At 61.8% G+C, this 20,539-nt stretch carries 21 protein-coding genes; 14 read left to right on the plus strand and 7 right to left on the minus strand.

Annotated features, from left to right (window positions below):
• Position 1: 1 nt before the first annotated feature.
• The 5 genes from AAGF34_RS06010 (at position 2) to AAGF34_RS06030 (ending at position 2,545) form a co-directional block, all read left to right on the plus strand.
• Complete coding sequence (locus AAGF34_RS06010; protein ID WP_342619709.1) at positions 2-412, plus strand: response regulator; 411 nt, start codon at positions 2-4, stop codon at positions 410-412.
• An 11-nt stretch (positions 413-423) separates the two neighbouring features.
• Positions 424-792 carry an Hpt domain-containing protein gene (locus tag AAGF34_RS06015; RefSeq protein ID WP_342619710.1) on the plus strand — a complete coding sequence of 123 codons (369 nt, stop codon included), beginning with the start codon at positions 424-426 and terminating at the stop codon, positions 790-792.
• A gap of 151 nt (positions 793-943) precedes the next feature.
• Entirely contained in the window at positions 944-1,321 is a 378-nt protein-coding gene (locus AAGF34_RS06020) for a hypothetical protein (protein WP_342621043.1), read from the plus strand.
• Between the two features lie 19 nt (positions 1,322-1,340).
• Positions 1,341-1,856: a sigma-70 family RNA polymerase sigma factor gene (locus AAGF34_RS06025; protein ID WP_342619711.1), complete on the plus strand. Its 516-nt coding sequence runs from the start codon at positions 1,341-1,343 to the stop codon at positions 1,854-1,856.
• Entirely contained in the window at positions 1,853-2,545 is a 693-nt protein-coding gene (locus tag AAGF34_RS06030; protein WP_342619712.1) for an anti-sigma factor, read from the plus strand. Before AAGF34_RS06025 ends, AAGF34_RS06030 begins: the two co-directional genes overlap by 4 nt.
• Before the next feature lie 26 nt (positions 2,546-2,571).
• Here AAGF34_RS06030 and AAGF34_RS06035 read toward each other — a convergent pair whose 3' ends face one another.
• The gene (locus tag AAGF34_RS06035) at positions 2,572-3,066 is read right to left on the minus strand and encodes a hypothetical protein (protein ID WP_342619713.1); all 495 of its coding nucleotides are present in this window, start codon (positions 3,064-3,066) and stop codon (positions 2,572-2,574) included.
• A 211-nt stretch (positions 3,067-3,277) separates the two neighbouring features.
• Between AAGF34_RS06035 and AAGF34_RS06040 the strand changes: the two genes are divergently transcribed.
• A complete protein-coding gene (locus tag AAGF34_RS06040; RefSeq protein WP_342621044.1) occupies positions 3,278-4,492 on the plus strand; it encodes a dicarboxylate/amino acid:cation symporter in 1,215 nt (404 codons plus the stop codon).
• Positions 4,493-4,528: 36 nt separating this feature from the next.
• Here the strand turns inward: AAGF34_RS06040 and AAGF34_RS06045 are convergent, their stop codons facing one another.
• Positions 4,529-5,314, minus strand: coding sequence for a M48 family metallopeptidase (locus tag AAGF34_RS06045; RefSeq protein WP_342621045.1), 786 nt, complete (start codon positions 5,312-5,314; stop codon positions 4,529-4,531).
• A 133-nt stretch (positions 5,315-5,447) separates the two neighbouring features.
• Here AAGF34_RS06045 and AAGF34_RS06050 point away from each other — a divergent pair, with 133 nt between their 5' ends.
• The 5 genes from AAGF34_RS06050 to AAGF34_RS06070 all read left to right on the plus strand — a co-directional run bounded on the left by AAGF34_RS06050 (position 5,448) and on the right by AAGF34_RS06070 (position 12,137).
• A complete protein-coding gene (locus tag AAGF34_RS06050) occupies positions 5,448-6,788 on the plus strand; it encodes an AmpG family muropeptide MFS transporter (RefSeq protein ID WP_342619714.1) in 1,341 nt (446 codons plus the stop codon).
• A 77-nt stretch (positions 6,789-6,865) separates the two neighbouring features.
• The gene (locus AAGF34_RS06055) at positions 6,866-7,585 is read left to right on the plus strand and encodes a response regulator transcription factor (RefSeq protein WP_342619715.1); all 720 of its coding nucleotides are present in this window, start codon (positions 6,866-6,868) and stop codon (positions 7,583-7,585) included.
• Positions 7,582-8,889, plus strand: a complete 1,308-nt coding sequence (locus tag AAGF34_RS06060; RefSeq protein ID WP_342619716.1) for an ATP-binding protein — start codon at positions 7,582-7,584, stop codon at positions 8,887-8,889. Before AAGF34_RS06055 ends, AAGF34_RS06060 begins: the two co-directional genes overlap by 4 nt.
• Before the next feature lie 115 nt (positions 8,890-9,004).
• Positions 9,005-10,021, plus strand: a complete 1,017-nt coding sequence (locus tag AAGF34_RS06065) for a helix-turn-helix transcriptional regulator (protein ID WP_342619717.1) — start codon at positions 9,005-9,007, stop codon at positions 10,019-10,021.
• Between the two features lie 142 nt (positions 10,022-10,163).
• Positions 10,164-12,137: an amidohydrolase family protein gene (locus AAGF34_RS06070; protein WP_342619718.1), complete on the plus strand. Its 1,974-nt coding sequence runs from the start codon at positions 10,164-10,166 to the stop codon at positions 12,135-12,137.
• A gap of 55 nt (positions 12,138-12,192) precedes the next feature.
• Here the strand turns inward: AAGF34_RS06070 and AAGF34_RS06075 are convergent, their stop codons facing one another.
• The 5 genes from AAGF34_RS06075 to AAGF34_RS06095 form a co-directional block, all read right to left on the minus strand.
• Complete coding sequence (locus AAGF34_RS06075) at positions 12,193-13,344, minus strand: ROK family transcriptional regulator (RefSeq protein ID WP_342621046.1); 1,152 nt, start codon at positions 13,342-13,344, stop codon at positions 12,193-12,195.
• Between the two features lie 98 nt (positions 13,345-13,442).
• The gene (locus AAGF34_RS06080; RefSeq protein WP_342619719.1) at positions 13,443-13,895 is read right to left on the minus strand and encodes an RbsD/FucU family protein; all 453 of its coding nucleotides are present in this window, start codon (positions 13,893-13,895) and stop codon (positions 13,443-13,445) included.
• An 8-nt stretch (positions 13,896-13,903) separates the two neighbouring features.
• Complete coding sequence (locus AAGF34_RS06085) at positions 13,904-14,704, minus strand: ATP-binding cassette domain-containing protein (RefSeq protein WP_342619720.1); 801 nt, start codon at positions 14,702-14,704, stop codon at positions 13,904-13,906.
• Positions 14,704-15,663 carry an ABC transporter permease gene (locus tag AAGF34_RS06090; protein ID WP_342619721.1) on the minus strand — a complete coding sequence of 320 codons (960 nt, stop codon included), beginning with the start codon at positions 15,661-15,663 and terminating at the stop codon, positions 14,704-14,706. The genes AAGF34_RS06085 and AAGF34_RS06090 overlap by 1 nt, the downstream gene beginning before the upstream one ends.
• A gap of 131 nt (positions 15,664-15,794) precedes the next feature.
• Positions 15,795-16,787, minus strand: coding sequence for a substrate-binding domain-containing protein (locus AAGF34_RS06095; protein WP_342619722.1), 993 nt, complete (start codon positions 16,785-16,787; stop codon positions 15,795-15,797).
• Positions 16,788-16,951: 164 nt separating this feature from the next.
• Here AAGF34_RS06095 and AAGF34_RS06100 point away from each other — a divergent pair, with 164 nt between their 5' ends.
• The 3 genes from AAGF34_RS06100 to AAGF34_RS06110 all read left to right on the plus strand — a co-directional run bounded on the left by AAGF34_RS06100 (position 16,952) and on the right by AAGF34_RS06110 (position 20,493).
• Positions 16,952-17,950 carry a PfkB family carbohydrate kinase gene (locus AAGF34_RS06100; protein WP_342619723.1) on the plus strand — a complete coding sequence of 333 codons (999 nt, stop codon included), beginning with the start codon at positions 16,952-16,954 and terminating at the stop codon, positions 17,948-17,950.
• On the plus strand, positions 17,947-18,573 hold the full coding sequence (locus AAGF34_RS06105) for a nucleoside/nucleotide kinase family protein (protein WP_342619724.1): 627 nt from the start codon (positions 17,947-17,949) through the stop codon (positions 18,571-18,573). The genes AAGF34_RS06100 and AAGF34_RS06105 overlap by 4 nt, the downstream gene beginning before the upstream one ends.
• A gap of 285 nt (positions 18,574-18,858) precedes the next feature.
• Positions 18,859-20,493, plus strand: a complete 1,635-nt coding sequence (locus tag AAGF34_RS06110) for a methyl-accepting chemotaxis protein (protein ID WP_342619725.1) — start codon at positions 18,859-18,861, stop codon at positions 20,491-20,493.
• The last annotated feature ends 46 nt before the right edge of the window (positions 20,494-20,539 follow it).

A 20,539-nucleotide genomic window follows, 5' to 3' on the forward strand; every position in this document is an offset into this window, starting at 1 on the left:
CATGGTCAAGACCACTTCCCCGGAACTGGAACGCCGCTCCATCAACGTGCTGGTCGTTGACGATGACTCTTTTCAGCTGGATCTGAGCGCAGAGCTGTTGCGCAGCCTGGGCTTTGGCGCCGTGGCCGGCGTCACCAGTGGCGATGAGGCCCTGCAACGGCTGGCCGAACAACCGGGGCATTTCCAGCTCACCCTAATCGACCTCCAGATGCCCGGCATGGATGGCTTTCAGTTCATGCAAAGCCTGACGCAGTTGGACTACTCCGGTGCACTGGTGATCGTATCGGGTCAGTCGGAGGACGTTATGCGCGGCGCGGCCCTGGTTGCCAAACTGCATCGCGTCACCCTGCTGGGCACACTCCCCAAGCCGCTGGAACGCGATACCCTTGCCGCCCTGATTGCCAAGCTCTGAAGCCAATCGCCATGCCCCTGCGCGCACTGGACAATGAACTGGAACTGCTGCCACTCTGGGACGCAGGCGCCCTTGCGCGGGCAGTTGGCGACAACCCCACCATCCACAAGCGCTTGCTGGGCAAATACCTGGAGAGCGCACCCGCAACCGCCAGCGCCATTGCGACTAGTGTTGCGCATGGGGACTGGCAATCGGCCTCCGAGCATTCACACCGGCTGAAATCGTCATCACGCGCAGTGGGCGCCATGCGTTTGGGCGCACTGTGCGAAGCGCTGGAACGCGAAGGGCGCGCAGCCAATGGCGCAGGCTGTACCGCGTTGGCGCAGGCAGTTCTTTCCGGGTTTGAAATGGTTGCAACGCTGATCAGGGCGCAGCTGTAGCATGGGGCGGATGACCAAAGGCGCGCGACAGAACGACATCAACTTTTTTTGACGGGCATGGAATAAAGCGGGCTCCCGCAGCGTTTATCCAGTGCGCACACCTTGATGCGAACCTTGACCGGAGACTTCCATGAACCTGCATTTTTCCCCATTGCCCCGCAAAGCGGCTCTGACACTGGTATTGGCTACTGCCCTGCTGGGCGCCTGTGCCTCCATGGGCAAGGCACCTGCCATGGTGTCGGACGGCGTACTGACCGGCCCCAACGGCATGACGCTCTATACCTTTGACAAGGATGCCGCGGGCTCTGGCAAGTCAGTATGCAACGGCCCCTGTGCCAACAACTGGCCGCCGTTGATGGCCGCAGACTCGGATGCAGCCAAGGGCGACTACTCCATCATCACCCGCGACGATGGCAGCAAGCAATGGGCCTGGAAAGGCAAGCCCCTGTATTACTGGGCCAAAGACAGCAAGCCCGGCGACAAGACCGGTGACGGCTTCAACAAGGTGTGGCAGGTTGCAAAACCATAAGACATACTGAAGCTGCTGCATGCGCTCTTCCCTGCTCGAACACATTCCGGCCATGCGGCGCTATGCGCGCTCGCTGACCGGAGACGTGTGGGCAGCGGATGACCTGGTGCAGGACACGCTGGAGCGTGCCTGCTCCCGCTGGCGCCTGTGGCTGGCCGGAACCAACCTGAGAGCCTGGCTGTTCACGGTCATGCACAACCTCTATATCAGCGAGGTGCGCCAGGTGCAGCGCCGCGCAGCGCCGCACCTGGTATCCGATATCGACGAGGTCAGCCACGAACTGCACGCTCCTGCACCCATGACGGATTTGCAGCTGGATCTGCAGCGCTGCCTGTTGCGCTTGCCGGTGGACCAACGCGCGGTACTGCTGCTGGTGACTGTCGAAGACATGTCCTATGCGGAAGTGGCCAAGGTCACCGGCGTACCTCTGGGCACCGTCATGTCGCGCCTGTCTCGCGCCCGGGAACGTATGCGTGAGCTCATGAGCGAACCTGCCGATGGTGCCGCGGCAACCCCTTTGAGGCGATTGAAATGACTGCAATGCATTCGGACACGCTGGACGCGTCTCTGCGCAATCTGCATCAAGAGGTGCTGGATGAACCGGTGCCGCAAACCTTGCAGACAGCTGGCAACGCGTTGGCAGAGTTGCAGGACCGGGTGGCGCGCGAGCGCCGCTGGCTGCACACGGCTGCCGGTTTTGTGATGGCGGCCGGGTTGGGCTGGTTTGCCCATGGCTATGTGCAGCAAAACGCCCTGCAGATGTCCCGCAGTGCCGTGGAGCGTGAGTTTGTGCGCCAGGCCAGCTTTGCCTACAGCGTCTACCTGCCGGAAAAACGCCATCCGGTGGAGGTGGCCGCCGCCGAGCAGGCCCACTTGGTGCAATGGCTGTCCAAGCGCCTGGGCAAGCCGCTGAAGATCCCGCAATTGGATGCGCAGGGGTTTGAACTGGTGGGCGGGCGCCTGCTGCCCGGCGATGCGGGAGCGCGGGCCCAGTTCATGTTCCAGGATGGCCAGGGGCGGCGCCTGACTCTCTACATGGGTGCACTGGAGAAGTCGGCCAACAAGGCGGACACCGACGCCACCCAGTTCCGCTTCGAAACGGATGGCTCGGTCCCCAGCTTCTACTGGGCCGAGCAAGGCTTTGGCTATGCGCTCTCAGGCCAGGTGGACAAGGCCACACTGATGGCGCTGGCCACCAGCGTGTACAACCAGCTCATCAACTAAGACCGGCTCGGACAGGTCCGTTTGCTTTAGAAGTCAATCGCCAAGGGCGTAGGCAGCTTGTCATCCAGGTACAGGCTGTACTCGTCCCAGACGCCTTCGCCGTAGTGCTTGTCGCACAGAGCTTCAATGTCGGCCAGCGTGATGAAGAGCGTGCTGAACATGGTGTCGTAGAAGAACGGCTCGCTGGTGCCCGCCTCCACGTCCTCTTCAAAGTGGTAGCCGTGCACCCAGACGCGCTTGCCCGCGTGGCGGGCTTCAAAAGCTGCCTTGCGCTTCTGGTACTCGACTTCTTCGTATTCGTCGTCATCCATCTTGCGCAGGTGGAAGGCGTTGCCATGCAGGGGGTGGGCGGGGTCCAGCTGCAGGTCCACCATCTGCCAGTCGGTGGAGATCTGGGTGGCCACATTGGCCAATTGTTCGGGGGTGATGTCACCTTCCCAATGCACCACGTCGATGCAGCGGGAGTGGCCCACCTCTCCGTCCCAGATGCTGGCGCTGTGTTTCATGGTTTTGGGGTTCATAGGACAAAAGTCTCCGGTTGGTATGGCCGCTATCTTAGGAGGAATCCCGCAACCATCGCCAAATGCGCAGTGGCATCCGTTCGCCAACGCCCTGCGCGATGTGGTTTTCCACACTTGTGGCGCAACCCGCATGGGCACAGAATGCGCGCACATTCTTACAACGAGGAGCATGGAATTGAAACGTCTAACCAGTCATCTGTATTTCTGGGTTCTGATCGCGATCATCCTGGGCGGCACCTACGGCTACCTGAGCCCCACAGATGCCGTCAAGCTCAAGCCGTTGGGGGATGGCTTCATTTCCCTGGTCAAAATGCTGATCAGCCCCGTGATCTTCTGCACAGTGGTGCTGGGCATTGCCGGCGCGGGTGACATGAAGAAGGTCGGGCGCGTAGGCGGCAAGGCGCTGCTGTACTTTGAAGTGGTGTCCACCTTCGCCCTGGCCATCGGCCTGATCGTGATGAATTTCTTGCGCCCCGGCGCCGGCTTCAACGTGGACCCTGCCACGCTGGATGCCAAGGCGGTGGCCAACTACGCCAAGGCTGCCAACGAGCAAAGCACGGTCGACTTTGTGCTGCACATCATTCCCAAGACCTTTACCGATGCCTTTACCGGCTCCGGTGACCTGCTGCAGGTGCTGCTGGTGTCGGTGCTGTTTGGCTATGCCCTGGTTCACATGGGCAAGGCACAGAAGGCGGTACACGTCTTCATTGAAGAGGCTTCGCACATCTTCTTTGCCATGATGAACGCCATCATGAAGCTGGCCCCCCTGGGCGCTGGTGGCGCCATGGCCTTCACCATCGGCAAGTACGGCGTTGGCGCGTTGGCGCCACTGGCCAAGCTGATGGGCAGCTTCTACCTGACCTGTGCCCTGTTCGTGATCGTGGTGCTGGGTGCTATCGGTCTGCTGGTGGGCTTCAACATCTTCCGCTTCATCGTCTACATCAAGGACGAACTGCTCACGGTGCTGGGCACTTCGTCTTCGGAGTCGGCGCTGGTGCCGTTGATGCGCAAACTGGAAAACCTGGGCTGTTCGAAGTCGGTAGTCGGTCTGGTGGTGCCTTCGGGCTACTCCTTCAACCTGGACGGTACCAACATCTACCTGACCATGGCGGCGCTGTTCGTGGCCCAGGCGCTCAACATCGATCTGACGCTGACGCAGCAGCTCACCATGCTGGGCGTGGCCATGCTGACTTCCAAGGGCGCTTCCGGCGTGACCGGTGCGGGCTTCATCACCCTGGCGGCCACCTTGGCAGTAGTGCCCACCATCCCGGTGGCCGGTCTGGCACTGATCCTGGGCATTGACCGCTTCATGTCCGAGGCGCGCGCCCTGACCAATTTCATTGGCAATGGCGTGGCCACGGTGGTGGTATCCCATTGGGAAAACGAGCTGGATAGGGACGCCATGAACAAGGCGCTCAAGTCCTGATCAGACCTTCAGACCGAACAACAGCCGGTAACGCGCCTATTGCGCGGTACCGGCTGTTTTTTTGGCGCGCTCATACAGCGGCATGACCTTGGGCAAATTGGCCTCGATATCGGCAATGCGGGTCTGACCGGACGGGTGGGTGGAGAGCCACTGCGGTGGCGCGCCCTGGTTGGACGCCGTCATCTTCTGCCACAGGGTGACGCCGGCACGCGGATCAAAGCCGGCGCGCGCCGCCAGCTCCATGCCCACCAGGTCGGCCTCGGATTCATCGGAACGGCTGAATTCCAGCGTCAATAGTTGCGCGCCGTAGTTGGTCACGGTCTGGCCTAGTTGGCCAAAGCCGAACACCTGCGAAATGATGTTGGCTCCCATGCCGGTGGCGGCGTTCTTGCCCATGCGCTCACGCGCATGCTCGCGCAGGGCGTGGGCTATTTCGTGGCCCATGACCATGGCCACTTCGTCATCGGTAAGCTGCAGTTTCTTGAGGATGCCGCTGTAGAACGCAATCTTGCCGCCCGGCATGCAGAACGCGTTGATCTGGGTGGAACCAATCAGGTTCACCTCCCATTGCCATTGGCGTGCACGGTCGTTCCAGGGTATGGCATAGGGGATCAGCCGCTGGGCAATGCTGCGCAGACGCTTGACCTGCGCATTGTCGGCCGGCCCCAGCGCATTCTTGGACGAAGCCTGCTGCAGCATCAATGCATATTGCTTGGCGGCAGAGCGCTCCACGGTTTCTGCCGGCACCAGATTGGTAAAGACGGAGTTCTTGCCGACGTTGATGCCCTCCCCGTCCAACGCATGGGAAGCCAGCGGCTGCATGAGGAAGGCACACGCCAGCACCAGCGGCGCGACACGCAATGGCAACAAGTACTTTGAAACAACTCTTTTCATAAATCCTAGAAGTGGGGCGCTGTGCCCGGCTGCACAAGAGGCCAGCAAGTATTATTCCCCCATGACCCCCTCCACGCACGGCGCACCTCCCGCAGCACCCAAGCCCACCTGGGCTCAAACCCTCAAGGTCTACCTGGAACCCGCCTCCCTGCGCATGCTGTCGCTGGGTTTTTCCGCGGGGCTGCCGCTGCTGCTGGTGTTTGGCACGCTGAGCTTCTGGCTGCGTGAAGCCGGTGTGGACCGCAGCACCATCGGTTTCCTGAGCTGGGTGGGCCTGGCCTACGGCTTCAAGTGGGTGTGGTCACCCCTGGTGGACCGTTTGCCAATTCCGCTGCTGACCCGGCTGATGGGGCGCAGGCGCAGCTGGCTGCTGCTGGCGCAGTCCCTCATCGTGGGCGGGCTCATCAGCATGGCCTTCACCGATCCCAAACTGGCCCTGGCACCCATGGTGTGGTGCGCCATTGCGGTGGCGTTTGGATCGGCCACGCAGGACATTGCACTGGATGCCTTTCGCATCGAGTCCGCCGACATGCAGCACCAGGCCGCGCTCTCGGCCACCTACCAGACCGGCTACCGGCTGGCCATGATCTGGGCCGGAGCCGGCGCGCTGTGGCTTGCAGCCCGCTCGGAGGTGGCGAATGCAGAGATCTACCAGTACGGCGCCTGGCAGACCGCCTACCTGGTGATGGCGGCCAGCATGCTGCCCGGCGTGTTGACCGTGCTGTTTTCCAAGGAGCCGCTGCAGCGCGAGATTCCCGCCAGCCGCAACGCTGCCGAATGGCTGCGCGGTGCGCTGCTGGACCCGTTTGCCGAGTTTGTACGGCGCTACCGCTGGCAGGCCATCCTCATCCTGGGGCTGATCGCCACCTACCGCATCAGCGATGTGGTCATGGGCATCATGGCCAACCCGTTCTACGTGGACATGGGCTACACCAAGGACGAGGTGGCAGCGGTCACCAAGATCTACGGCGTGGTCATGACCCTGGTCGGCGCTTTTGTGGGAGGGGCCATGGCGCTGCGCATGGGCGTGATGCGGGTGCTGATGCTGGGCGCCATCCTGAGCGCGGGCAGCAACCTGCTGTTCTCCTGGCTGGCAGGCCAGGGCCATGATGTGACCAAGCTCATCTTCGTCATCTCCGCCGACAACCTGGCCGGGGGCATCGCCTCTTCCGCTTTCATCGCCTACCTGTCGTCGCTGACCAATGTGAACTACTCGGCCACCCAGTACGCCTTGTTCAGCTCCATGATGCTGTTGTTGCCCAAGTTTGTGGCGGGGTATTCGGGCGTCTATGTGGACCACTTCGGCTACGCCAGCTTCTTCACCGCGACCGCGTTTCTGGGTGCGCCGGTGCTGCTGCTGGTCTGGCTGGCCTCGCGCATTGCGACGCAGGAAATGCAGTAGCTGCTGTTTACCTATCTTTACCCCCACTTCAAGCGCAGCAAATTGCTTTGTAAAGTTGCAGCGCTAGACTGCAGCCCATGACCCAACATCTGCTCATGATCGAAGACGACGCCCGCCTGGCTGCCATGGTGGGCGAATACCTGGAACAAAACGGTTTCGCGGTCAGCAAAGCGCCCGACGGTCTGAGCGGCATGGCCCGCCTAAGCCAGGAAGGCGACAGCAACCCTCCCGACTTGGTCATCCTGGACCTGATGCTGCCCGACATCGATGGGCTGGAAGTCTGCCGCCGCGTGCGCGCACTGACCACTGCGACGTCAAAGATTCCTATCCTGATGCTGACCGCCAAGGGCGACCCCATGGACCGCATCATCGGCCTGGAAATGGGTGCCGACGATTACCTGCCCAAGCCTTTTGAACCACGCGAGCTGCTGGCCCGGGTGCGCGCCATCTTGCGCCGCAAGACCGAAGGCGTCACTGCGCCTGCCAGCAACACGCTGCGCTATGGCTCCCTGACGATAGACCGGGATGCCCGTACCGTCACCGTGGACAACAAACCCTGCGACCTCACCTCCTACCAATTCGACCTGCTGGTGGCCCTGGCAGAGCGTGCCGGCCGGGTGCTGACGCGCGACCAGATCATGGAGGCCGTACGCGGCCGTGAGCTGGAAGCCTTTGACCGTTCCATCGACGTACACATGGGCCGCATCCGCGCAGCCATCGAAGCCGACCCCAAAGACCCCAAACGCATCCTCACGGTGCGGGGTGTGGGTTACGTGTTCGCCCGGCAGCAGGAATGAATCTCTTCTTCCAGAGGTTGTATGTGCGGATCTGGCTGGCCGTGGTGCTGGCCGTGGCCGTTCTGACGCTTCTGGTGGGCTGGGCCTGGCGCATGACCGCCGAGCCTCCCTTGCGCGAGGTGGTGGTACGCAATGCCATGGGAGACGTGATCGGCAAGGGCCAGGTAAGGCTGGCACGACCCGGTGACTTGCATCCCAATGACCATGCTGGTGACAAACCGGATGTCGAAGCGGGTCACATCGAGCCAAGCAACGGCGCCACCCCGGCCCCACCGGATACGGCAGGCGCTGAGCCATCGCAGGAAGAGACCCGGGAAATTGCCCGCAGCCGATACGGCAACGGACCGGAATTCACCGTGCGCATGAATGACGGGCAGACCATGCATCTGCACCTGCCGCGTCCACCCAACGGAAACTGGCGCGCGCCCTTTGGATTTTTCTGGACCTTGGGATTGGTTGCCGTGGCCGTGGCCCTGGCCATCTACCCGATCGTGCGTCGCCTCACCCACCGTCTGGAGGCATTGCAGCGCAATGTGGAGCGCTGGGGCGATGGCGACCTGAGCGTGCGCATGGCCACCGGTGGCCGCGACGAGGTAGGCTTTCTGGCAGCGCGCTTCAACAAGGCCGCCGAACAGATTGAGACACTGGTCAAGACGCGCGAAGCCTTGCTGACCTCGCAAAAGTCGCTGCTGGCCAATGCCTCACATGAACTGCGCTCCCCGCTCACCCGCATCCGCATGGGCCTGGAGCTGATGGGCAACAACACCAGCCCCACGGCACGCCAGGAAATATCACGCAACATCGCCGAGCTGGACCAGTTGATCGACGAAATTCTGCTGGCCAGTCGCCTGGACGCCAAGGAAGCGGACCTGGGTACCGTGGAATCGGTGGACCTGGTGGGCCTGGCAGCCGAAGAATGTGCACGTACGCAGGTGACGCTGGATGTGGAGGTTTCGTCCGTGCAGGTGCCAGGTGTGGCCAAGCTGCTGCGCCGTGTGGTGCGCAATCTGCTGGAAAACGCCAAACGTTACGCCGCAGGCGAGGCCACACTGACGATACGCACCGAAGGGGGCCAGGCTGTCATCCAGGTCAACGACCGCGGACCGGGTGTGCCGCCTGAGCTGGCCGAGCGCATCTTCGAGCCGTTCTACCGGCTACCCGGCGCCTCCGAACGCGAGGGTGGTGTGGGCCTTGGACTGTCGCTGGTGAAGTCCATCACGCTGCGCCATGGCGGCACGGTGAGCTGCCGCAACCGGCCCGATGGCGGTGCCTGTTTTGAAGTGCGGCTGCCGCTGGCCGCCTGAGCCGGCGCACATCTTTAGCCGACGAGAGCGATGTGGCCAACACGGGCCGGGGGGTGGATATGACCTGCATCAAAATAGCGGACCAGTCCCCATACCGCATCACAGATGACAAGCCATGCCCACACTGCTCGCTTCGCATAGCTCACCCAGGCCCATCACCGGTCTTTTCACGGAGTTCAGCAAGCAGTTGCTGGAATTGCACGGCCCGGCCCGTAAGCGCCGCCTGGACCGATTGATACCCGATGCCGTCCAGGCCCTGGGATCTCTATTGCCGCTGCGCTCTGCCTGGTGGGGAGAGTGCACTGCAGGCGACACCACCACCAGTTCGCTCAACTGGCAACATGGAAGCATGGGACTGCCAGCCACATTCGCGCAAGAGTGGAACGCCATCAGTGATAGCGACAGGTTTGCCCAAGCCTCCATCGATGCCTTGGGTCAGGTATTTAGAGACAGTGGCTACACATTGGACAGCGAGGAGGTGGAGCAATTCGCCCGCCGCCATAAGCTATTCCACGCTATGGCGATTACCATGGGGCTGCAAGACAGCAAGATGCGATTTTTCGTGTCCATCTACCGCGATGAAAAGGATCCTCCATTCGACGACATGGAGGCCCTCGTATTCGGCGAATTCTGTCGACATCTGCAGCAAATCTGGTGGGAAGCTGTGCAACACGCGGTTCAACGCGCGGCCTTGGCCGGATTGGAAGGTATGGCCCTGTGTGAGACCTCAGGGCTGTTGGTGCACATCGGCACGGACATAGCCAAGACGATCAGAAAGCGCTTTCCTTCGTGGTCGGGCTCCAGACTGCCGCAAGCCTTGCACCCACACCTGTCCGATGCCCCCTGCAAACTCCAGTGGGGCCGCTCCAGCATCAGCTTCACGCGCTGCGGGGAGTACGTGGCCCTGCTGCTGAATTCAACCTTGCTGCATGACAGTCTGGCCCCGCGAGAGCGAGCAGTGGCCGTGCTGTATGCCAGCGGCCACTCCTACAAAACCATCGCACGCCGACTGGATCTGAGTCCCGCAACGGTGAGAACCTATCTGCGTGATGTGTACCTGCAGCTCGGCGTGCGCAACAAGATTGAGCTGAGCAAATCGCTCGGCCACCAGCCCACCCCCTCTACCACGTGATCACCCGCGTGGCGCCCCTCCGCATCTGCGGAGGGGCGTTTCGTTAACCATCCAGATACATTGGCTCTGGAAGTTGTGCACCTCCAAACGTACGGAGATTGCAGTCAGAACAACTTTCCAATAACCAGATGAAGGAAGAGCCATGTTGAAAGCGCGGAGGGCGCGTGCGCGCGCCTTGTGGGGTGGATTGATTGTGTTGACGGCTGCCGCCGTCTTGGTGGCCGGATGTGGGGGGGCAGACCCTGAACCCGCCGACACCGTTTTCAACCATGGCTATGTCTACACGGTAGACGCGTCGAACTCGGTCAAGCAAGCCGTTGCCATTCGCAAAGGACTGGTGGTCTATGCCGGCACAGACGATGGTGCCAAAAAATTCATAGGTAGCGCCACCAAGGTCATTGACCTGGGCGGACGCATGTTGATGCCCGGTTTTGTCGATGGCCACTTGCATCCTATCGGCGGGGGACGTGCACTGCTCTTGTGCAACCTGAACTACGCCACATTGACACGCGCCCAGATGCGCACACAGATCCAGGCCTGCCTGGACGCTTCGTCCAATAAAGAACCGGATGGCTGGCTGGAAGTGGTCAATTGGGCGCGCCAGGCTACACAGTCGGTTGATGCCGATCCAGACAAGTCCACCTTGGACGCACTCTCCACCAGTCGACCCATCCTGGTACGCTCTTCGGACTTCCATTCCGTGCTGGCCAACTCGCGCGCGCTGGCTTTGGCCGGGGTCACCAGGAACACACCAGACCCTGCGGGCGGGTCGTATGCACGGGACGCGCAAGGCAACCCAACAGGTATTTGCGAAGATACCGCCAGCTTCGCCGTGGCAGCGCTGATTCCGCCCGACAGCGACGCAGACATTCTGGCGCAAGGCCGTGCGGCACTCGACGCAATGCGCCGCCAAGGTGTCACTACCTTCATGGATGCGGCAGCAGGTGACACCCAGGGCAAGACCTTCAGCACCTTGCAAAAGAACGGCGAACTGACCGCACGCGGATTCTTCGCCATCCAGCTGAGTGTGGATAACGCCACAGCCGACCCCGTTGCCACGGTGGCAGCCGCCAAGGCCTTGGCGGCCAAGTACGACCAAGGTCCGTCCAAGGCTGCGCCGGGCATCAACTTCCATAACCTGAAGATGTTTGGTGATGGAGTGGTCAATGCCCCCGCCGACACAGGAGGCCTGCTGACTCCGTACAACATGAATATCGGCACCGCCAATGCACCTAACTGGGTGCCAAGCACCAACTCTGGCAAGGTGTATTTCTCACCCGCAGTACTCAAGCCCTTGATGGCGGAAATTGCGAAGTCTGGAATGGACCCACACGTCCACGCCACGGGTGAACGTACCGTGCGGCAGACATTGGATGCCATCGAATATGCGCGCCAGCAGGTGCCCAACACGAGCTTCCGCCCCGTGATTGCGCACAACGAAACGGTCGATACCGCGGACTATGGGCGCTACAAAGCGCTGGGCGTCATGGCGTCGTTCTCCTTTCAATGGGCGCAGCAAGCGCCTTACTCCACCGGCGAAACCGAGCACCACCTCGGCCCTGATCGTTTCGCCCGCATGGAACCCTTTGGCAGCCTGCATAACGCGGGCGCCCGGGTGGGCTACGGCAGCGATTGGCCCATCGATCCCTTCGATGAAATGCTGGCTCTGAAGATCGGCGTCACCCGTTCGGGCGACCCCACGAACCCGAATAGCTACGGCCCCGATCTGGCTGGCAAGATCAACAACGACCCGGCGCTATCGCGGCAGGATGCGTTGCGCGCCATCACGATGAATTCCGCCTACCAGCTCCGCATGGAAGACAAGATCGGCTCCATCGAAGTCGGCAAGTATGCGGATTTGATCGTGCTCGACAAGAACTTCATGCAGGTGCCTGACGACGAACTGGCACGCAACAAGGTGCTCATGACCATGGTCGGCGGCTCGGTGGTGTGGGCGCTGGATCCGTTTGTCAGCGGACCCAACCCGTCTGCGAACTTCATGCCCCAAAAGGCGCAAAGCCTGAATATGGGTGCATCCGTCGGGCACGAAGCCTCGCTGCCCAGGCATGTGATGGGCTGGGAGATACTGCGGACCCTCAGGCAGAGGATCAATTAATCCACGGCCCGGCGCAGTCGCCGAACGCGACCGCCGGGCTGCCGCGGCAGGCTGGTCAACTGGCTTTGAGGAAGATGTCGCGGTCGGGCGCGAAGTTTTCGTGCAAAGGCAGCAACGCGCCACCCAGGGCGCGGGCATCGGAGCCTATGCTGCCTTCCACCAGCGTGGCCGGCCATAGGCCTTCCCAGTCGTAGTGGGACAAGGCTGCTTCCGTGTGGTCTATCAGGCGCGTCAGCATGGCGCGCGAGAAAGACCCGTCAATCACCACTGCATCGATATCCAGAAACGCGGTGCCGCTGACCACGCATTGCGCCAGTGCCAGTGCCGCGCTGGAAATCCATACGCTGGTCATCTCCGCATAAGGGGCTTCGAGTGCCCGCTCATCGTAGGCGGCGGTGGGGTCCAGACCGCGTTCGCGAAAACTCTGCTCCAGCTCCCACAGCGAGGCGTGGGCAATCAGTTGCTCCGGCATGCCCTTGCCGGTGGATACCTGCAGGGGCAACGAAGCGACCGCACCGGCATTGCCGTGCACGCCGTTGTGCAGGTGCGAGTTGATGACCAGTCCGCCCCCCACAAAGGTATCCACAAACAGGTACAAAAAGCTTTTCAAGTCCCGCCCGCGTCCGGCCACCAGTTCGGCCACGCAGGCTGCGGATGTGTCACGGGCGAAGCTGACCGGCGCATCGGTAAACGACTGCACCTGGGCGCACAGGTCGATATGGTTCCACTCGTGCGACACGGCAGGTGGCAGGCCCAGCATTTTGTGCCAGCCCCCCAGGTTGAAGGGTGCTGCCAGGCCAATGCCGATCAGGCGCAGGGCCAAGGCACCCAGGCCATCCTGTATGGCAGCCATGTGTTGTTTGATGGCGGGCAGCAGGGTCTGCGCGTCCGGGAATGCATAGGGCAGGGTTTCACGTCGGCGCACGGCGCCCGTGAAGTCGACCAACAACAGATCTGCGCTGCGGCGGCCAATCTTGATGCCCAGCGAAAACGCACCGTCCGGGTTCAGCGCCATGGGCACCGAGGGTTGGCCAATGCGGCCGCGTAAGGGCTCGTGGCGGATCAACAGCCCGTCTTCTTCCAGGCGGCTGGTGATCAGGCCGATGGTCTGCGCGGTCAGGCCGGTGAGTCGCGCCAGCTCCGCCTTGGGGCAGCTGCCATTGAGCCGGATGGCTTGCAACACCACCCGCTCGTTGAACTGGCGCATGCCCACATGGTTGGAGCCACGCGGGCGCAGCACCTGGGGCACACCCGAACGGCCACTGCCTGGGTCAAGGATGGGGCTTTCGGGTGTATCAACAAGGCTCATGGACGCAGATTTTCTCCTATGACGCCCTTGCGCAGCAAAAAGTTTCCAAACGGCTGTTGCTCGCCCGTAAGAACCACGGCAAATGCCCCCATGGTGCGTTCGTAAAAAGCATAGCGTTCAATCGCCTCGGCCGACTGACCCTGCCGAAAGCTGGGCTCCAGCTGGGACAGCACTTCGCGCTGCAAGGCCGAGCGATAGCCCGCAGGCTGGTTGCTCACATGCATGTAGCCCACCGGGTGGATTTCATCCGCCACCAGCGGCAGCAGCGAACTCACCGCCGCCACGGCACGCGCCATGCTGATACCGGGCAGGCGGATCAGCGGCTTGTCTTTGGTGTAGCGCACGGCGGTGAAGTTGGCATCGGCCAGCACGATGGCGTCGTCATGGCCCATCTCCATCAGCACCTTGAGCAGTTCCGGTGTCAGTACCGGGTCAATTCCTTTGAGCATGGGTATTCCTAGTGGGCCAGTGCGTCTTCGGGCAGTTCGCTGGCGGACTTGGCGCCCGTCATCACGGCCACCGTGTCGCTCATGCTGATCTTCTTGGGATTGACCACCGCGGCGCGCTTGCCCAGGCGGGCGATGTGGATGCGGTCGGCCACTTCGAAAACGTGGGGCATGTTGTGCGAAATCAGCACCACGGGCAGGCCTTTGTCGCGCACGCGGCGAATCAGCTCCAGCACCATATTGCCTTCCTTCACACCTAGTGCGGCAGTCGGCTCATCCATGATGACCACGTGCTGGGCAAAGGCTGCGGCGCGGGCCACCGCGACGCACTGGCGCTGACCGCCGGAGAGCGTTTCCACCGCCTGCGTCATGGAGCGTATGCCCACCTTGAGGTCGTTCATGCGGGAGATGCTTTCTTCCAGCATGCGCTTCTTGTCGATGAAGCCCAGGCTGCCCAGGAAGCCGGGACGGCGCAGCTCGCGGCCCAGGAACAGGTTCTCGGCAATGGTCATGGCCGGGGCTACAGCCAGGTCCTGGTAGACCGTTTCGATGCCGGCGCGGCGAGCATCGATCGGGCTGCGGAACTGGATGGTTTGCCCATCCAGCTGGATTTCACCCTCGTCGGGGATGGTGGCACCCGAGAGGCATTTGATCAGGCTGGACTTGCCGGCACCGTTGTCGCCGATGACCGCCAGGATTTCCCCGGCGCGCAGCTCGAAGTCGGCGCCGTCCAGGGCGGTGACCTGGCCATAGCGCTTGATCAGGCCCTTGGCCCGCATCACGATGGGAGTGGAAGAGTCAGGGGCGCTCATTAGCGTGCTCCTTTGCGGGACATTTGGTCGGTGGCAACGGCCAGAATCACCAAGATGCCGGTTACCAGGATTTGATAGACGGAGGACACGCCAATCAGCGTGAGGCCGTTGCGGAACACGCCCACAATCATGGCGCCCACCAGGGTGCCCAGAATGATGCCGCGGCCGCCAAACAGGCTGGTGCCGCCCAGCACCACCGCAGTGATGGCGTCCAGGTTTTCGGTCTGCCCGGCGTTGGGGTCACCGGCTCCGGTGCGGGCCACCGACAGCATGGAAGCAATGCCGTAGAACACGCCAGCCAGCACATACACCCCCAGGAGCACGCGGTCCGTGCTGATACCGGTCAGGCGGGTGGCCTCGGGGCTGTTGCCCACGGCATAGACGTGGCGGCCGGCGGCGGTTTCGCGCAGCCAGATCCAGATCACGGCGTACAGGGCCAGCATCAGGATGGCGCCGTAGGCAATGTTGGTATCACCCAGCTTGAGGGTGTTGCCCAGCCAGTTCATGCCGTCCGGGATGTTGGTGATAGTTTGCGCGTGGGAATACAGCTGGGTGCAGGCAAAGGCGATGTTGAGGGTGCCCAGCGTCACAATGAACGGGGGCAGCTTGATGCGGGTGACCAGGAGGCCATTGATCAGGCCGAACAGGGCGGTCGCCGCGATGCCACAGGCTATGGCCACGGGCGCCGACAGGCCGTAGTCGGCTGCGAATTTGGTCATGACGATGCTGCCCAGCGCCATCACCATGCCGCAGGACAAGTCGATGCCGGCGGTCAGGATCACCAGTGTCTGGCCGATGGCAATCACCCCCACCACCATGACCTGTTGCAGGATCAGGGAGAAGTTCTGGGTGGACAGAAAGCGGTCGCTTTGGGTCGCGAAGAATATGCACGCAATCAGCAGCGCGATAAACGGTCCCAGGGTGGCGATCGGGGGAAGTTTGGAGGTTTTGGTGTTCATGGTTTGGCGTGGCTCGCGTTGGAGGTTGTCCTGCTCACGTTGAATCCGGATCGGGGTACCAGCACACGGTACCGACGCCGGAAAGACTGCCGACAAGCAGCCCTTCCGGTCTTCAGCTTACAGGTGGGGAATTACTTGTTGCCCCAGCACAGGTCGGTACCAACCTTCACGTCCTTGCTGTCCACGCCCTTGATGGCCTTCGCAGCGATCAGGGTCACACCGGTGTCGGTGTAGCCGCTTTGACGCTTGCCGTCCTTGGCGTATTGCACGCCGGCAGCCACACCCATGGCGGCCATCTTCAGGGGGTATTGCTGCGAGGTTGCGGCGATCACGCCTGCGCCCACGTTCTTCACACCTTCGCAGCCGCCGTCGACCGACACGATGACCACATCCTTTTCCTTGCCAGCGGCCTTCAGAGCCTTGAAGGCACCGGCGGCGGCGGGTTCGTTGATGGTGTAGACGACATTGATGTTGGGGTTCTTCTGCAGGCAGTTTTCCATGCCGGTCTGACCCTTGGCGGCATCACCGAAGCTGTCGGCCATGCAGACCACCTCGGCGGGTTGGGCCAGCTCATTGCTCTTGGCATCCAGGCTCTTCAGGCCATAGCCTTGCAGGAAGCCGTTGTGGCGTTGTGCGCCCACGGGGTGGCCGGGGAACAGGTCCAGCGTGGCGATCACGGGCTTCTTGCCGTTCAGGGCAGCCTTGGCGTACTGGCCGATCAGTTCGCCGGCCTTGTAGTTGTTGGTGGCAAACAAGGCGTCAGCGCCTTCGAAGGGGCTGTCCAGCGCAATCACTTGCACGCCCTGGGCCTGGATCTTCTTGACGGTGGGGATGATGGCGTCGCCAGAGGATGTGATCAGGATGGTCTTGGCACCAGCGGCAACCATGTTTTCCATGGCGCTGATCTGGCCGGCGGTGTCGCCGTCCTGCTTGCCCGCAGCGCTGATGAGCTTGGCGCCCGCCTTCTTGGCTTCGGCTTCAGCGCCTTCCTTCATTTTCACGAAGAAGGGGTTGCTGTCGGTCTTGGTGATCAGGCCGATCACGGTTTCTGCGGCGAAGGCAGAAGAGGCAGCGGAAGCTGCAAAAGCGATGGCGGTCAGGGCCAGGGTGGTGGATTTTTTCAAGCTCGTTCTCCTCGAATGAATGTCGTTGGATCGTGGGTAATCAGGGATTGGAGGTCCCTGGGTTCATACGCTTTACGTCTTAGCGTGGCTGGACTATATTCGCTCCAGACTAATTAAATCAAGTTACTTTAGTAATGGAAAACCCTAGTATGGTGCAAAAAAATATGCAAATCCAGGTAGCCACGGCAGGCGAAGCCCTGATCGACATGATCCGCAATCCCGACGGGCGTTATGAGCCTTGTCTGGGCGGCGCGGTCTATAACCTGACCCGTGCCCTGGCGCGGCAGAGTATTGAAACCCTGTACCTCAACCCGCTCTCGCGCGACCGCTTTGGGCGCCAGTTGGCCGAGGGGCTGCTGGCTGACGGCGTGCATCTGGCGCGCCCGGAGCCCGTGGTGGAAGTGACCTCATTGGCCGTGGTCAGCGTCGACGATGCCGGCCATCCAGACTATGCGTTCTATCGCGAAGGCGTGGCCGATCGCGCCACCGATGCGGTGCGCCTGACCCAGGCCTGTGAGGCAGCACCGGCGCTGCAAGTGGTCTGCACGGGCGCGCTGGCGCTATCGCCCGACGACGCCGGCATCTACCTGCCCTGGCTGGCCGGACAGCGCGACTCCGGCAAAGTGGTGGTGATTGATGCCAATCTGCGACCTTCCGTCATGCCCGATCTGCCGCGTTACCGGGCCCATGTGCTCAACACCCTGCAATACGCCGATGTGATCAAAGTCAGCGATGAAGACCTGGACAACCTGGGCATGGCGGGCGCTACCGCCCTGGACCAGGCCCGCAACCTGCTGGGGCAGTGTGATGCGCGCGTGATTGCGCTCACCCGGGGCGGCGCGGGTGCCAACCTGCTCACCCGGGCTGACGCCGTGTTCCATGCGCGGGAGTCCGCACCGCTTGCGGTGGTGGACACAGTAGGTGCCGGAGACTGCTTCCTGGCCGGTCTGGTCACGGCCATGCTGGAGGCGGGCTTGGCTGCGGACTGGGGCAGTGCGGAAGTGAACGCTTCGGTGGCACAACGGCTGCTGCAAAATGCCATCGCCAGTGCCAGCATCTGTGTGCAGCGCCGCGGCTGCGTGCCCCCCAGCCGGCAAGAAGTGCTGGCCCATGTGGCCAGCGGGCGGATTGCCAGCGGCACGGGAACCGGAGAACCGCAATGACACACACCACACTACCCGCTGAAGTCCTGCTGCGTGCACAAGCGCTGCTCGCCAGCGGGCAGCGCAAGATTCTGGGAATTGCCGCCGCCCCCGGCGCCGGCAAGTCGACCCTCGCAGAAGGACTGCTGCTGGCGCTGGGCGACAAGGTGCAGGTTGTGCCCATGGACGGGTTCCACCTGGCCAATTCCGAGCTGCATCGCCTGGGTCGCGCAGGCCGCAAGGGTGCACCGGATACCTTTGACGCAGCAGGCTATGTGAACCTGCTGCACCGCATCCGCAACCAGCAACCCGGCGAAACCATTTACGCGCCCGAATTCCGCCGCGATCTGGAAGAAGGCATTGCTGGCGCGGTCGCCATCGAGGCCAGCACCCAGCTGATCATTACCGAGGGCAATTACCTGCTGATGGAAGACGGTGCCTGGGCCGGAGTCCGCGCTCTGCTGGATGAAGCCTGGTACCTGGACATCGCCCACTCGCTACGGCACCAGCGTCTGCTGGAGCGTCATGTGCGTTTTGGCCGCAGCCACCAGCAAGCGCTGGATTGGATAGAACAGACAGACGAACCCAATGCGATACGCATAGCGGCTACGCGTCACCGTGCCAGTTGGGTCGTCCAGAGCTAGACTTCTGATCAAATCTGATGGAGTTCATCATTTTTATCGTTTTTATTTGACCATTTGGATAGAAATTCCCCCGTATGGGGGATATCAAACGGGACAGGCTCCCGGTAAAGTTCATCCAACTGCTGTCACAGTCCAAAAAAATGAAGATCCGCTAGCCAAAAGGCGGACTTCCTACAAATCCAACGACGTCCCTTCGGGGACTTTTAAAGCCACCGCAAGGTGGCTTTTTTTTGTGCCGTTGCGGATTCAGTACCATGCAGGTATTCATCAAATGAGAGGGGAGACATGAAGAACCTCAAAATTGCACACCGCCTGTATTTCATCGTGGGCCTGTCGGCTGCCGTGATGATCGGGTTGGCCCTTATCAACTGGTCTGTGCTCAGCCGCCTCTCCGCCTTGCAGGACCAGGGCGTCACCAAGGCCCAACTGGCTTCCGACATCAAGCACGACTCCAACCTGGGTGCCCAGGCCTACCGGGTCATTGCGGACACCTACATCAACCGGAACTTCGATGAGGTGCACAAGAAATGGCAGGAAATCAACAAGGAAATCGACGACTCCTTTGCCATGGCTTCCGCAGGATCCGATACATCGGAGAAGAAGGCCCTTCTTGCGGATGCTGTTGCGGCTATCAAGGAAATTCGCACCCTGTACGAAGGCCAATATCTGGAGCTATCCAAGAAGAATGTTCCCCAGAGTGAAATGGGCTCTGTCGATGACGCCGTGGACAAGCAGATTGACCGCTTCGATGCTGCATACAGCAAGTACTACGAGCTGGTGTCCAAGGAAGCCAAGGATCTGGACAGTCAGTTCGATGCAGAGTCCAAAGGCGCGCGCACCTGGATCGCGGCGTCCATTCTGGTGGGCGGCATGTTTCTGGTGGCATTGACCCAATACATTTCCAGAAGCATCACCTCGCAGCTGGGCATGGAACTGGCCGAGGCCACCGTGCTGGCACACCAGATTGCCGAGGGCGACCTGACCCACAGTTTCACCGATGGAAGCACCCAGACCGGCAGCCTGGCCAGCGCGTTTGACCACATGCTGTCTACGCTGAAGTCCATCGTCGTCAACGTACGCCAGGGCTCGGACACGGTAGCCACATCCAGCACCGAGATTTCACAGGGCAACAACGATTTGTCCGAACGCACCGAGCAGCAGGCCAGCGCACTGGAAGAAACCGCCTCTTCCATGGAGCAGCTGGGCTCGCAAGTAGTGCAGAACGCCGAGCGTGCCCGCGAAGCCAATGCGCTTGCGCTCAAGGCTTCCGGTGTGGCCACTTCCGGCGGGGAGGTGGTGGGTCAGGTGGTGGAGACCATGAAGGGCATCAACGAGTCCTCACGCAGGATCAGCGACATCATCAGCGTGATTGACGGCATCGCCTTCCAGACCAACATACTGGCCCTGAACGCGGCGGTGGAGGCTGCACGCGCGGGCGAGCAAGGGCGCGGCTTTGCCGTGGTGGCTTCCGAAGTCCGCAGCCTGGCCGGTCGCAGTGCCGAGGCCGCCAAGGAGATCAAGACGCTGATTAATGCCAGCGTGGAGCGTGTGGAGCAAGGCACGGCCCTGGTGGACCGCGCGGGTGTGACCATGGCCGAGATCGTCGCCAGCATTCAACGTGTCACAGAGACCATGGGCGCCATCACCACCGCCAGCGCCGAGCAGTCCGCGGGCGTGGCCCAGGTGGGCGAAGCGGTGCACCGCATGGACCAGACCACCCAGCAGAACGCGGCCTTGGTGGAGCAGATTGCGGCCGCCGCTGCCAGCCTCAAATCTCAGGCACAGGACCTGGTCCGGGTGGTTGCCACCTTCAAGCTCAACGATGCAGACGCGTTGCAAAAGGTGTCTGTGCGCAGACCCAATTCCAATGGCACCTTGGTGGCCGGCGTGGAGCGCAGGCGCAATCCCGCAGCCGCATGAAAAAAGGTCCGAGGGCCTGACGCCCAAGGACCTTTGATTTGAAGAC

It is taken from the genome of Rhodoferax sp. GW822-FHT02A01 (genome assembly GCF_038784515.1).
Taxonomy (GTDB): Bacteria; Pseudomonadota; Gammaproteobacteria; order Burkholderiales; family Burkholderiaceae_C; genus Allorhodoferax.